The sequence below is a fragment of the Nocardiopsis sp. NPDC055879 genome, assembly GCF_053615935.1.
Genome location: NZ_JBSHCT010000018.1, coordinates 71,600 through 84,969 on the forward strand (window position 1 = coordinate 71,600; position 13,370 = coordinate 84,969).

Here is a 13,370-nt window from a genome sequence, read left to right on the forward strand (position 1 = left end):
GATCGAAGACCCTTGACCTACGGGAGGTCCCATGGCGAAACGGGAAGGCTCCGACGAACTCCGGGAGCTCCGCGAGCGGCTGGATCGGCTGGAACGACTGACGTGGCGGCTCGACGCGGACGAACGCAGACTCCGCTTGGGCACGGTCGCCATGGCGGTCGGTGCCGTGGTGCTGTTCGTTTCGCTCGCGTTGCCGTGGCTGCGCGGTCCGCGCAAGGACGGGTCCGGGTTCGACGTTTCACCGACCCTGGGTTCTGAGGATCTTCCCTTGCGGCTGGAGCCCCGGGGCCTGATGACCGGATGGGAGATGTTCGGGGCCGCCATCACCGACACCAGGGCGATCCTCGCCGTCTTCGTCGCGGTCGTGCTGATCCTGGCGCTGACCCTGTACGCGTTGGTCATGGATGACGGACGCCTCCACGTCGTCGTTCAGGTGTGCGCGTTCCCGACGCCGTTCCTGCTGCTGATCCTCTGGCCGACCGACTCCGAGAGCTCGATCGTCACCGGGCCGGGCGCGGTGGTGGCCTTCCTGGCCTGTCTGCTGGTCGGAACGGGCGCGGCCCTCGCGAAGCCGGACGACTAGCTCCAGGTGACTCCGTGCCAGCTGACGTGGTGGTCGGTGTGGTCGGAGTCCTTCGTGCACCAGTAGGTGGTGCCGTCGCGCAGCAGGAACCGGTCGCAGGCGATACCCACGGCGCGGTCCTCGGCGAGCCGGCGCAGGATGGGTTGGTCGTCGTCGAACCCGTCGACGTGGGCCAGGCCGTCCAGCAGCACCTCTTGTCGGGACAGGTAGGGCGACTCCGGGAGCGGCAGCCGGATGACCATAGCGGTGGCGTTGTCGCCGCTCTCGGCCTCCCGGGCGGCGTCCACCAACACCTGGGCCAGGACGTCCGGGGTGTGCGCGTGGTCGGTGACCAGTTCGGCCAGCAGGAGTTCGTCGACGTAGTCGTGGACCCCGTCGGTGGTGAACAGCACCAGTTTCGCGGGGGGAGCGGTCGCGGTGCCGATGTCGGCGAGGGCCGCGGTGGCGACCGAGGTGGTGAGCGCGTTGTCGCCGGCCCGCGCCAGGTCGTCCGCCACCCACCGGTCCCGCAACCGCTGCCCGAAGGTGTGGTCGTGGGTGTGCCGGCGCAACCCGTCGCCGGGGGACCAGGTCCAGAGTCTGCAGTCGCCGACCCAGGCGACGTCGATGGGGTCGTCGGGGGCGTCCTGGCGCGCGTGCACCATCACACAGTCGGCTCCGGGATGGGCGTCGGAGATCGCACTCGTGGCGGCGAGAACGGCGTCCAGTGCCTCGCCGCCGGCCTCTATGGCGGTGACGGCGGCGAGTACGGCGGCCTCACGGGTGCGAGGGTGTTCGCCGAAGCCGTCGGCCAGGGACGCGCGCCAGCCGCCGGAGGCGTCGGCTACCTGGTGCGCGTACGCGTCCTGTTGGTGTTCCCGAGGCCCCTGGTCGGAGTCGGCGGCGATGACGGGTGTGTGCATTCGCGCTCCTCTCCCGATGGTGGGATCCGGGGAGATGCTCGTCCGGGGTGGTTTGGTTCGCGGTCACCGGACACGAGATCGTGGACGGACCATTTCCGACGAGTCGAGGAGACCCCTCCGTGAGATCCAACGGCCAGGATCAGCCGAGCGAGACCGAGCGCCTGCGCGTTCGGGTCAACCGCTTGGAGATGCGTTTGCAGAGGCTGAACGGTGACGCCCCGTCGGATCGGACGACGGCCGCCGCGCTCCTCGGTGGCACCGTCGCCCTGTTCCTGTCTCCGGCCCTGCCCTGGATCCGTGAGGGAGGGGGGTTCCGCGTCTACAACGACGCAGGAGTGGGCGCGCTGGATCCGTCCGGCTACGCGACGGGCTGGGACGTGCTGTGGGGAGCGCTCGCCGAGGGGCACGGCCTCTTCTTCCTGAGTCTCGCCCTCCTCCTGCTCCAGATCGGGTTCGCGGTGGGATGTCACTTCGAGCAGAACGGCTTCCGGCTCGTGACGCTGATGGTGCTGTGCGGCCTGGTCCCGTTCCTGTCCTTCGTGGCCTGGTTCTGGGCGGGCGTTCCGGGGGAGGATGTGGCGCCGGCGTCCGGAGTGTTCGTCATGCTGGTGGCCAGTGCGGTACTCGGCTGGGCGGCCTACCGTTCCTGGCACGAGGACCACGTGGTCTCTCGGTCCCCACGCCGCTCGTGAGGCGTGCTTTGTCGGGTAGTGTCCGTTGGCGTGAACCACGCGACCGCCGCTGACGGAACCCGCATTCGGTACGACGTCCACGGATCGGGTGAGCCGCTGCTACTCATCCACGGACAGTCCCTCGACCACACCATGTGGGAGGGGGTGTACGCCGATCTGGCCGAGCGTCACCGGGTGATCCTGATGGACATGCGCGGCAGCGGCGGCAGCGACGTTCCCCTCGACCGCCCCTACAGCATGGAGCTGTTGGTCCACGACGCCTTGGCCGTCCTGGACGGGGAAGGGGTGGAGCGCGCCCACGTCTACGGCTTCTCCATGGGCGGCAAGGTCGCCCAGACACTCGCCGCGATCGCGCCCGACCGGGTCGGTGCGCTGGTCCTGGGCGCCACCGCGCCGGGTGGGAGCAACGAGGTCGAGCGCCCGCACCACGCGTCGATCGCCCTGCGCAAGGCCAACACCGAGGAGGGGCGTGGCCTCATCGCGCACCTGTTCTACTCACCCTCGTGGGCCGACGCGAACCCCGAGACGGTGTCCCGGATCGTGCCGCGCAACCCGCTGCGCGCCCAGCGCCGCCACTACGAGGCGAGCATGAGGCACGACGGCTGGGAGCTGTTGCCGCGCGTCCAAGCGCCCACACTGGTGATGCACGGTGAGGACGACGAGCTCACCCCCGTGGCCAACGCCGAACTGCTCGCCGAACGCGTCCCGAACGCCCGGCTGCTGGTCCTGCCCGGCGTCCGCCACGGCTACCTGCACGAGGCGGCGCCCAAGGCGACCGACGCCGTCCGCGACTTCCTCGCCGAACACCCGCTCCCCTGGCTCAACGGAGAGAACGGACCAGGGTGAGGGCGCGGGGCAGGGCGGCGTCGCGCCCGGACGCCAAGAGGGCGGGGGAGATACCGGACAAGGGGGCTCCTGAGGGCTCAGGCGGGCGGGGGGAAGTCGGACCGCAACCGATCCAGCATGCGACGGTCCTTCTTGGTGGGCCGACCGGCGCCGCGATCGCGCCGGATCACCGGCCCTCGGGCCTCCGGCGGTGGGGCCGGGGTGCGGTCCTCGTAGCAGCGGACCGCGACGGACGCCCCGACCCTCTTGACGATGACGTGCGTCACATCGACGATCCGGGTGACGCCGTTCAGTCGTACGCGCACCTGGTCGCCCGCCTTTACCGTCGTGGCCGGTTTGGCCGGTCGGTCGTTGACACGAACATGCCCGCCACGGCAGGCCTGCGCCGAATCGGAGCGGGTCTTGGTGAGGCGCACCGCCCACAGCCAACGGTCCACCCGCGTGGAGTCGGGGCCGGTGGGAAGCGGGGCGGACTGCTCGCTCACGCAAGGTCCTCTCGTCGGTCGCGGGTACTTTCGAACCACTTTAGGGCGACGGCGGTACGAAGTACTCCGAAGTCGCGCTAGAGTTGTGAACGCAACGAGGTCCTGTGGAGCAGTTAGGAGTGCTCGCCACCCTGTCAAGGTGGAGGCCGCGGGTTCAAATCCCGTCAGGACCGCATCATCGAAGGCCCGGTGTCCCTCAGACACCGGGCCTTCGGCGTTGTGGGGACGTTGTCGTCTGGACGGGGGACGTTTGTGAGTTACCGGTACGCCATCGAGCGTACGGACCACTCCGCGCTGGCGAGTGGACAGGTTCTGCGGTCGGCGCCGGGGTTCCCCGGCTTCCCCGTCCGATTGGCCAGCGAACTCCTCCAACGCGCCATGGTGCACCTCGGCCACGAGCGGGCCCGCCTGTGGGACCCCTGCTGTGGCAGCGGTTACCTGGTCACGGTCCTGGGCCTACTCCACCGCGACCTGCTGGTCCACGTACGAGCCTCGGACGTGGACCCCGACGCCGTCGCCATCGCCGCGCGCAATCTCGAACTCCTCACCGCCGAAGGGATGGCCGAACGCGAGCGCGAGCTACGCCGTTCGGCCCTCGACTTCGGCCGTGTCGCCTACGTGGAACGCGCCGAGGCCGCCCGCGACCTCGCCGCGGGACTGGCCGTCACCGGAGGCGACCTCCCGCACGAGTCGGCCGTGGCCGACGTGTTCACCCTCACCGAGCCGGTGGACGCCGACCTCGTGGTCACCGACGTCCCCTACGGCGAGATGACCCGGTGGGAGGGCGACATCCCGCAGGACCCGGTCCACGGGCTGCTCTCCTCGATGGGGCGGGTACTGCCGGAACGCTCCGTGGTCGTGCTGACCGCGCGCACGCGCCGGGTGCGGTTGCCCGAGGGCGTGCGCGCGCTGGAACGGGTCAAGGTCGGCAACCGTTCGGCGGTCCTGGTCCGTGCCCGCGACCTCACCGGGATCTGAACCCGCCCCGATGACGCGGGGCCCGTCAAGACACGTCGCGAAAGGCGCGTGTGGTGTACAGGGCGACCAGGAGCGCGACCACGGCCAGGAGGACGAAACCCAGCGTGTAGGCGCCGGTGGCCTGGAAGACCACGCCCATGAGCAATGGCGGGAAGTAACCTCCCAGCCCGCCGGCCGCGCCGACCAGGCCGGTGACCGTGCCCACCCGGGTGGGCTCCACCAGTTTGGCGACCAGGGCGAACACCGAACCGGTACCCAGCCCCAACGACACGGCGATCAGCACGAACGTGAACCCGGCCGGGAACTCCGCGGGCGGGTGCAGGGCCAGCGCCACGGCGAACACGCAGGTGCCGAAGAACGAGATCAGGCAGACCTTCACCGGGCCGATCCGGTCCGACAGAATGCCGCCGACGGGACGGGCGATCACCGCCGCCAACGCGAATCCGGCGGTGCGCATGCCCGCGTCGGTCTGCGCGTAGTCGTAGGCGGTGGTGAGCAGGGTCGGCAGGTAGGTGGAGAAGGCCACGAAACCACCGAAGACCAGTGCGTACAGGCCGGACGCCTGCCAGGTCGCCTTCAGTCTCAGGGCCTCGCGCATGCGCGGTAGCGCCGGCGCGGTCTGCGGTCGCCATTCCGGCGCGTCACGGACGAAGACCCACATCACGACGCCCATGGCCGCGAGAGCCACGCACATCAGCAGGTGGGTGGTGAACAGCCCCAGGGCCTCCACCAGGCGGGGCGTCAGGAAGGCGGACAGCGCCGTGCCACCCATGCCCGCCCCGAACACACCGGTGGCGAACCCGCGCCGGTTCGGCCGGTACCAGGCGTTGACGAACGGGATGCCGGCCGCGAACGAGGTTCCCGCGATACCGAGGAAGAATCCCCACACCAACAGCATGCCGTAGGAGTGGGAGGAGAGCCCGACGAGGAACGTCGGAACGATGCTCAGGAAACAGAGGATCGTGAACATCAGCCGACCGCCGTAGCGGTCGGTCAGGGTGCCGACCGGGATACGCCCGAGCGAACCCACCAGCACGGGGAAGGCGACCAGGATCGACGTCTGGGTCGGCGAGAGTCCCAGCTCCTCGCTGTAGGTCCGCGACAGCGGGCCGATCAGGTTCCAGGCCCAGAACGTCAGGGCGAACGCCGCCGTCGCCAGCGCGAGGTTGGTACCCGCTGTCCCGGAACGGGCGGTCGTCTCATCGGCTTCCGCGCGCATTGCGGCTCCTCCAAGTATCGGATTCTGCGATTGTCGCCCGAATCGGTGTGGGAAACGTGACTTCACTCCCGTGGCAGGCATATTTATTAACGGAATGTGGTCGATGCTGGAAGTGATTTTCCGGGATTTCCTCATCGCTGCGGTAACGGGCCGGCAAATGGAGTGTCTTCCTTATGGCGACGCAGGGCAAAAATGGCGGGGCGGGTGACGCGCTCCTGCGGATGGGGAACTATCTGACCCGTTCCGAGCCTCTCGACGGAAACCGTGCGCAGGTCAGGCATGGTGGACGTGAAGGCGATGTGTTCTACCGCGATCGTTGGAGCCACGACAAGGTGGTCCGTTCCACGCACGGTGTGAACTGCACCGGTTCTTGTTCTTGGGACGTGTACGTCAAAGACGGAATCATCACTTGGGAAACCCAGGCGACCGATTATCCCTCGGTGGGTCCGGACCGGCCCGAGTACGAACCCCGGGGTTGTCCGCGCGGCGCCGCGTTCTCCTGGTACACCTATTCGCCGACCCGGGTCCGCTATCCGTACGCGCGCGGTGTCCTGGTCGAGATGTTCCGCGAGGCGAAGCGACGCCTAGGCGATCCCGTGCTCGCGTGGGAGGAGATCACCACCGACCCGGAGAAACGCCGCCGCTACCAGCGGGCGCGTGGCAAGGGCGGATTGATCCGCGTCACCTGGGAAGAGGCCCTGGAGATCGCGGCCGCCGCCCACGTGCTCACCATCAAGAAGTACGGCCCGGACCGCATCGCCGGCTTCTCGCCCATCCCGGCGATGTCGATGGTCTCCCACGGTGTCGGCGCGCGCTTCGTGAACCTGCTGGGCGGCTCCATGCTGTCCTTCTATGACTGGTACGCCGACCTTCCCGTCGCCTCTCCCCAGGTGTTCGGCGACCAGACCGACGTGCCCGAGTCGGGGGACTGGTGGGACGCCGCCTACCTGATGCTGTGGGGTTCCAACGTCCCGGTCACCCGCACCCCGGACGCCCACTGGATGGCCGAGGCCCGCTACCGAGGGCAGAAGGTCGTCGTGGTCTCCCCGGACTACAACGACGCGGCGAAGTTCGCCGACGAGTGGTTGGCCCCGCACCCCGGCACCGACGGCGCCCTCGCCATGGCGATGGGCCACGTCATCCTGCGCGAACGCTTCGTTGAACGGACCACGCCGGGCTTCCTGGACTACGCGCGCGCCTACACGGACCTGCCCTTCCTGGTGGCCCTGGAACAACGCGACGGTCGTTGGGTACCCGGCAAGTTCCTCACCGCCGCTGACCTGCCGGGTGGCGACGCCACCGCGAACGCGGACTGGAAGCCGCTCCTGTGGCCCGAGGGCGAGGACGCCCCGGTGGTCCCCAACGGCACGATCGGTGACCGCTGGGGCGAGGACGGCGAGGGCAGGTGGAACCTGGACCTGGAGGGCCGGATCCCCGAACTCACCTTCTACGGCGAGGGCGAGGAGGTGGCCGAGGTGGCGCTGCCCCGGTTCGACACCCCGGATGGTTCGGCCGAGGTCGACATCCGGGGCGTTCCGATCCGTCGGGTCGCCGGACGCCTGGTCACCACCGTGTTCGACCTGGTCCTGGCCCAGTACGGGGTGTCTCGCCCGGGGCTGCCCGGCACCTGGCCCACCGGCTACGACGATCCCGACGCCGCCTACACCCCGGCCTGGCAGGAGACACTGACCTCGGTGCCCGCGGAACGCGCGGTGCGCATCGCACGCGAGTTCGCCGACACCGCCGAGGCCAGCGGTGGCCGCGCCATGATCGTGCTGGGCGCCGGCACCAACCAGTGGTTCCACGGTGAGAACTCCTACCGCGCCTTCCTGGCGTTGTTGCTGTTCACCGGCTGCCAGGGGGTCAACGGCGGTGGTTGGGCGCACTACGTGGGTCAGGAGAAGTGCCGCACCGCCACCGGCTGGGCGACGTACGCGTCCGGGAACGACTGGGCGCGCCCGCCGAGGTTCATGGCCGGAACCTCCTACTGGTACTCGCACACCGACCAGTGGCGTTACGACACCTACCGGGCCGACGCGCTCATGTCGCCGCTAGGCCCGGGCAGGGTGCGCGGACAGCACACCGCGGACCTCGTGGCGGCTTCGGCCCGAATGGGGTGGATGCCGTCCTTCCCGACGTTCGACCGCAACCCGATCCAGCTCGGCAAGGAGGCCGTCGAACTCGGCAGGGACCCCGCGGAGTACGTCGTCGACCAGCTCGTCGACGGCACCCTCCGGTTCGCCGTCGAAGACCCGGACGACCCGGCGAACTGGCCGCGCACCCTCACCCTGTGGCGCTCCAACCTGTTCGGTTCGTCGGCCAAGGGCGACGAGTACTTCCTCAAGCACCTGCTCGGCACCCACTCCAACCTTCAGGCGGAACCGGCCGGTCCCGAACACCGGCCCGCGGACGTCACCTGGCGGGAGGAGATCCCCGAGGGCAAGCTGGACCTGCTGCTCACCTTGGACTTCCGGATGACCAGCTCCACCCTGTTGTCGGACCTCGTGTTGCCGGCCGCCACCTGGTACGAGAAGCACGACCTGTCCACCACGGACATGCACCCCTACGTGCACGCCTTCAACCCGGCGATCGACCCACCGTGGGAGACGCGCACCGACTTCGACACCTTCCACGCCCTGGCGAAGGTCTTCAGCGCGATGGCCGCCGACCACCTCGGTGAGGTCACCGACCTGGTGGCCGTGCCCCACCAGCACGACACCCCGGGCGAGCTGGCCCAGGCGCACGGGGTGCCCAGGGACTGGAAGGTCACGGGGGAGCGCCCGGTCCCGGGGAGCACGATGCCGGGGATCGTGCCGGTCCGCCGCAACTACTCGGCGATCGCGCAGAAGCTCGCCTCGCTCGGACCACTCGCCGAGGGCAAGGGGCTCCCGGTCAAGGGGGTGTTCTTCACCCCCGACAAGGAGGTGGAGTGGCTGCGCGAACGCAACGGCGTCGTGCGCGGCGGTGTCGCCGACGGGCGGCCCTCCCTGGACACCGACGTCAAGGTCTGCGAGATGATCCTGGCGCTGTCGGGCACCAGCAACGGTCGTCTGGCCGCCCAGGGCTTCGAGCGTCTGGCGGCGCGCACCGGCACCGACATGGACGAGTTGATCGACCACGCCGCCGGTCGCCGGGTCGTCTTCGACGACGCCAAGCGCGGGCCCACGTCGGTGGGCACCAGCCCGGAGTGGTCGGGCAAGGAGTCGTCGGACCGCCGCTACTCGCCCTTCACCATCAACCTCGAACACGACAAGCCCTGGCACACCTTCACCGGGCGCCAGCACTTCTACCTCGACCACGACTGGATGCACGAGTTCGGCGAGGCCCTGCCGGTCTACCGGCCGCCGCTCGACGTCGGCCGTCTCTTCGGGGAACCACGGATCGGCCCGACCGGGCGGTTGGGGGTGGTGGTGCGTTACCTGACGCCGCACTCCAAGTGGTCGATCCACTCCGAGTACCAGGACAACCTGCTCATGCAGACCCTGTCCCGGGGTGGTCCCACCATCTGGATGAGCGTGGCCGACGCCAAGGCCATCGAGGCCGTCGACAACGACTGGGTCGAGGCGATCAACCGCAACGGTGTGGTGGCCGCACGTCTGGTGGTCTCGCACCGGATGCCGACCGGGACGGTGTACATGTACCACGCCCAGGAACGCACCATCGACGTGCCCAAGACGGAGACCACCGGTAGGCGCGGTGGCATCCACAACTCGCTCACCCGACTGCTCGTGAAGCCGACACACCTCATCGGCGGGTACGCGCAGTTCACCTACGCCTTCAACTACCTCGGCCCGACGGGCAACCAGCGCGACGAGGTCACGGTCGTGCGGAAACGGACGACGGAGGTGCGTTACTGATGGCGGACACCCGACCACCCCGACCGGCGGGGGTCTCTGCCCGGGCGGAGACGGGACACGAGGGGAAGCGGCCGATCGGCCGGGTCATGGCGCAGGTCGCCATGGTGATGAACCTCGACAAGTGCATCGGCTGTCACACCTGCTCGGTCACCTGCAAGCAGGCGTGGACCAACCGGAGCGGGGTCGAGTACGCGTGGTTCAACAACGTCGAGACCCGACCCGGGCAGGGATACCCGCGCACCTACCAGGACCAGGAACGGTGGAAGGGCGGCTGGGAACGGAGGCCCAACGGCAAACTGGTCCCGCGCTCCGGTGGGCGCATCAAGCGCCTGGCGACGATCTTCGCCAACCCGCTGATGCCGTCGATCCAGGACTACTACGAGCCCTGGACCTACGACTACGAAACCCTGATCAACGCGCCCCTGGGCGACGACTTCCCGGTGGCGTCCCCGCGTTCGGCGCTCACCGGCAGACCGATGAAGGTGGAGTGGAGCGCCAACTGGGACGACGACCTGGGCGGTGGTCCCGAACTCGCCGCGCAGGACCCGATCGTGCGCAGACTCGGCGACAAGGTGAAGCTGTCCTTCGAGGACACCTTCATGTTCTACCTGCCGCGCATCTGCGAGCACTGCCTCAACCCGACGTGCGTGGCCACCTGCCCGAGCGGCGCCCTGTACAAGCGGGCCGAGGACGGCATCGTCCTCGTCGACCAGGACCGCTGCCGGGGCTGGCGCATGTGCGTGACCGGCTGCCCGTACAAGAAGATCTACTTCAACCACAAGACGGGCAAGGCCGAGAAGTGCACCTTCTGCTACCCGCGCGTGGAGGTGGGTATGCCCACCATCTGCTCCGAGACCTGTGTGGGCCGGCTGCGCTACCTGGGGGTCGTCCTCTACGACGCCGACCGGGTCGGTGAGGCCGCCGCGGTCGAGGACGAGAAGGACCTCTACGAGGCACAACTGGGGGTCTTCCTCGACCCGAACGACCCGGCCGTGCGCTCCGCGGCCCGCCGCGACGGCATCCCGGACCGCTGGATGGACTCCGCGGCCCGCTCGCCCATCTACGCGCTGGCCAAGCGGTTCCGGGTGGCGCTGCCGCTGCATCCGGAGTACCGCACGATGCCGATGGTCTGGTACATCCCGCCGTTGTCGCCGGTGGTGGACACCCTCACCCGGACCGGGCACGACGCGGAGGAGCACGGCAACCTGTTCGGCGCCATCGACGCGTTGCGCATCCCCGTCGAGTACCTCGCCGAACTGTTCACCGCCGGAGACACCGCTCCGGTCGACCTGGTCCTGCGCAGGCTCGCCGCCATGCGTTCCTACATGCGCAGGATCAACCTCGGTCAGGAACGCGACGAGTCCATCGCCACCGCGGTCGGGATGACCGGCACCGAGATCGAGGACATGTACCGGCTACTGGCCCTGGCCAAGTACGACGAGCGCTACGTCATCCCCACCGCCTACGGGGTGAATGAGGCCGACCGCGGCGTCATCGACGAGGTCGGTTGCAGTCTGGACTTCGACGGTGGCCCCGGCATGGGCGGGATGGGCGAGGTGCCCTTCGGCGAGGCGTCGGGACGTCCGAACGAGGCGACGGTGGAGACCTTCCACGCGCTCCAGGACCGGCAGACCGGCGAACACCACTCCGTCACCGACGGACGCGTGAACCTGCTGAACTGGGACGGCAACGGCCGCCCCGACGGACTCTTTCCACCCCAGAAGGACGACGGTACCGACAACGGGCGGGGCGGGAACCCCGGTCCCGTGTAAGGGGTCGATCATGAGCACCACCACCGACGGTACGAACAACGACGACGGGGCGCGGGCCGGCTGGCTGGGCGCGGGACGTGAGGCGCGCCGGACCCACAGGCGGGCGGTGACCCACCAGTCCGCCTCGGTCCTGCTCGGCTACCCGGACCAGGAATTCTTCGAACGACTCCCACTGGTGGCGCGCGCCGTCGCCGAACTGCCCAAGGGCCCCGCCCGGACCGAACTGCTGGAGTTCTGCGAACACGCCTCCAGCACGCCGGAACTCGACCTGTGCGCGCACTACGTGGACGTGTTCGACCTGCGCCGCCGCAGGGCCCTGCACATGACCTACTACACCGACGGGGACACCCGACGCCGCGGCCACGCCCTGGCGGAGATCAAACGGGCTTACGCGGAGTGCGGCTGGCGGGTGCACGCCCGTGAGCTGCCCGACCACCTCGCCGTGATGCTGGAGTTCACGGCCAGGGGCGACTCCGACGTGGGACAGGAACTGTTGGTGAACCACCGGGCCGGTCTCGACCTGTTGTTCGAGGCGTTGCGCGAACACGGAACGCCCTACGTACGTGTGGTGGAGGCGATCCGGCACACGCTCCCGGCGCCCCGCCGGGCCGACGCCGAACGGGCCCGCCGGTTGGCCGCGGAGGGACCGCCCGCGGAGGACGTGGGCATGGAGCCCTACGGTGCGCGGCCACGGGTCCCGCTTCCGTTGACGGACGTGAGCGGGAGGAAGCGGTGAACGATTCCGTGGACCTGTTGCTGTGGGGCGTGCTGCCCTACGTGGTGCTGGTGCTCGTCGTGGGTGGACTGATCTGGCGCTACCGCTACGACCGGTTCGGCTGGACCACGCGCTCCTCGGAACTGTACGAGTCCCGGTTGCTGCGGATCGGCAGCCCGTTGTTCCACTTCGGGCTGCTGGTGGTGATCGTCGGGCACGTGGTCGGGCTGGTGATCCCGGAGTCCTGGACCCGGGCGATCGGCATCTCCGACGGGCTCTACCACGTGAGCGCGCTGTCGCTCGGGGCGATCGCCGGGTTCTGCACGCTCTCCGGGATCGCCCTGTTGATCTGGCGCAGGCGCACCAGCGGGCCGGTGTTCAGCGCGACCACCCGCAACGACAAGCTCATGTACGTGGTGCTGGTGTCGGCGATCGTGACCGGTCTGGGGATGACCCTGTACTTCGCGGGCGTGGAGCTCTCGGGCGGGCACACCGGTGACTACCGACAAACGGTGTCGCCGTGGTTCCGGTCGATCTGGATCCTGCGGCCGAACGTGGACGCCATGGCCGCCGCCGACGCTCCCTACAAGTTGCACGCGCTCGTGGGGCTGGGGCTCTTCGCGCTGTTGCCCTTCACCCGCCTGGTGCACGCCTTCAGCGCACCCGTGGGCTACCTGTTCCGTCCCTACGTCGTCTACCGCACGCGGGACCCGCACCCGGCCGCCGCCGGTCAGGCCGAGCGGGCCACCCGACGCGGTTGGTGATCGGGCAGGGTCGCCACGGGCGCGCACCGACGCTCCGGCCCGCCCCGGTGGGGGCACCGAGGCGGGCCCGGGAGGTCACCGACCCGTTCGGTGACCCGATGTGTGGGCGTGTGGTGGGTATGGGAACGTGTTCTCCTGTGGGACCCATCACGCGCACGACAGGTGCGCGACGAACGCGCGAACTTGGGGTAGTGGCAATGGAACTGACCGTCGTCGACGTGCCGGAGCGCTCGCGGTACGAGGTGAGCGCGGACGGCGAGGTGGTCGGGTTCTCCGCCTACCACCTGATCGCCGAAGGGGTGCTGGCCCTGCCGCACGTGGAGGTGGAGTCCGCGTTCGAGGGGCGGGGCGTGGCCAGCACGCTGATGAGGGAGTCCTTGGACCACATCCGTGGGCGCCACCTGAAGGTCGTGCCGATCTGCCCGTTCGCTCAGACCTTCTTCGAGCGCAACCCGGACTACGCGGACCTGGTGCACGAGGGCTGAACCCGGGGTTCCCGACGTCGGTAACGGAACGGTCACCATCGTGCGTCATTGCGCGTGGTGCGGTGTTCTGTC

Annotated in this window: 12 protein-coding genes and 1 tRNA gene; 10 read left to right on the forward strand and 3 right to left on the reverse strand. The window is 69.3% G+C overall.

What is annotated here, in order from left to right:
- Positions 1-31: 31 nt before the first annotated feature.
- Positions 32-583: a hypothetical protein gene (locus ACWGKS_RS21385; protein WP_358507178.1), complete on the forward strand. Its 552-nt coding sequence runs from the start codon at positions 32-34 to the stop codon at positions 581-583.
- Here the strand turns inward: ACWGKS_RS21385 and ACWGKS_RS21390 are convergent.
- Complete coding sequence (locus ACWGKS_RS21390) at positions 580-1,485, reverse strand: PP2C family protein-serine/threonine phosphatase (RefSeq protein ID WP_358507176.1); 906 nt, start codon at positions 1,483-1,485, stop codon at positions 580-582. The genes ACWGKS_RS21385 and ACWGKS_RS21390 overlap by 4 nt on opposite strands.
- Positions 1,486-1,604: 119 nt before the next feature.
- On the opposite strand from ACWGKS_RS21390, the gene ACWGKS_RS21395 reads away from it, so the two are divergent.
- Positions 1,605-2,177 carry a hypothetical protein gene (locus ACWGKS_RS21395; protein ID WP_358507174.1) on the forward strand — a complete coding sequence of 191 codons (573 nt, stop codon included), beginning with the start codon at positions 1,605-1,607 and terminating at the stop codon, positions 2,175-2,177.
- 30 nt (positions 2,178-2,207) lie between these two features.
- The gene (locus tag ACWGKS_RS21400; protein WP_358507172.1) at positions 2,208-3,023 is read left to right on the forward strand and encodes an alpha/beta fold hydrolase; all 816 of its coding nucleotides are present in this window, start codon (positions 2,208-2,210) and stop codon (positions 3,021-3,023) included.
- Between the two features lie 77 nt (positions 3,024-3,100).
- Here the strand turns inward: ACWGKS_RS21400 and ACWGKS_RS21405 are convergent, their stop codons facing one another.
- Complete coding sequence (locus ACWGKS_RS21405) at positions 3,101-3,508, reverse strand: RNA-binding S4 domain-containing protein (RefSeq protein WP_358507171.1); 408 nt, start codon at positions 3,506-3,508, stop codon at positions 3,101-3,103.
- A 98-nt stretch (positions 3,509-3,606) separates the two neighbouring features.
- Between ACWGKS_RS21405 and ACWGKS_RS21410 the strand changes: the two genes are divergently transcribed.
- Positions 3,607-3,681: transfer RNA gene (locus tag ACWGKS_RS21410), tRNA-Asp, on the forward strand.
- Positions 3,682-3,760: 79 nt separating this feature from the next.
- Positions 3,761-4,486, forward strand: coding sequence for an rRNA methyltransferase (locus ACWGKS_RS21415; RefSeq protein ID WP_358507169.1), 726 nt, complete (start codon positions 3,761-3,763; stop codon positions 4,484-4,486).
- 25 nt (positions 4,487-4,511) lie between these two features.
- Here the strand turns inward: ACWGKS_RS21415 and ACWGKS_RS21420 are convergent, their stop codons facing one another.
- Positions 4,512-5,705: an MFS transporter gene (locus ACWGKS_RS21420; protein WP_358507167.1), complete on the reverse strand. Its 1,194-nt coding sequence runs from the start codon at positions 5,703-5,705 to the stop codon at positions 4,512-4,514.
- A gap of 173 nt (positions 5,706-5,878) precedes the next feature.
- Here ACWGKS_RS21420 and ACWGKS_RS21425 point away from each other — a divergent pair, with 173 nt between their 5' ends.
- The 5 genes from ACWGKS_RS21425 (at position 5,879) to ACWGKS_RS21445 (ending at position 13,298) form a co-directional block, all read left to right on the forward strand.
- Positions 5,879-9,562, forward strand: coding sequence for a nitrate reductase subunit alpha (locus ACWGKS_RS21425; protein ID WP_358507165.1), 3,684 nt, complete (start codon positions 5,879-5,881; stop codon positions 9,560-9,562).
- 86 nt (positions 9,563-9,648) lie between these two features.
- Positions 9,649-11,334 carry a nitrate reductase subunit beta gene (gene narH / locus ACWGKS_RS21430; protein WP_358507271.1) on the forward strand — a complete coding sequence of 562 codons (1,686 nt, stop codon included), beginning with the start codon at positions 9,649-9,651 and terminating at the stop codon, positions 11,332-11,334.
- A 10-nt stretch (positions 11,335-11,344) separates the two neighbouring features.
- The gene (narJ, locus tag ACWGKS_RS21435; protein WP_358507163.1) at positions 11,345-12,070 is read left to right on the forward strand and encodes a nitrate reductase molybdenum cofactor assembly chaperone; all 726 of its coding nucleotides are present in this window, start codon (positions 11,345-11,347) and stop codon (positions 12,068-12,070) included.
- Positions 12,067-12,813, forward strand: coding sequence for a respiratory nitrate reductase subunit gamma (gene narI, locus ACWGKS_RS21440; protein ID WP_358507161.1), 747 nt, complete (start codon positions 12,067-12,069; stop codon positions 12,811-12,813). The genes narJ and narI overlap by 4 nt, the downstream gene beginning before the upstream one ends.
- Positions 12,814-13,010: 197 nt before the next feature.
- Positions 13,011-13,298: a GNAT family N-acetyltransferase gene (locus ACWGKS_RS21445; protein ID WP_358507269.1), complete on the forward strand. Its 288-nt coding sequence runs from the start codon at positions 13,011-13,013 to the stop codon at positions 13,296-13,298.
- Positions 13,299-13,370 lie beyond the last annotated feature (72 nt).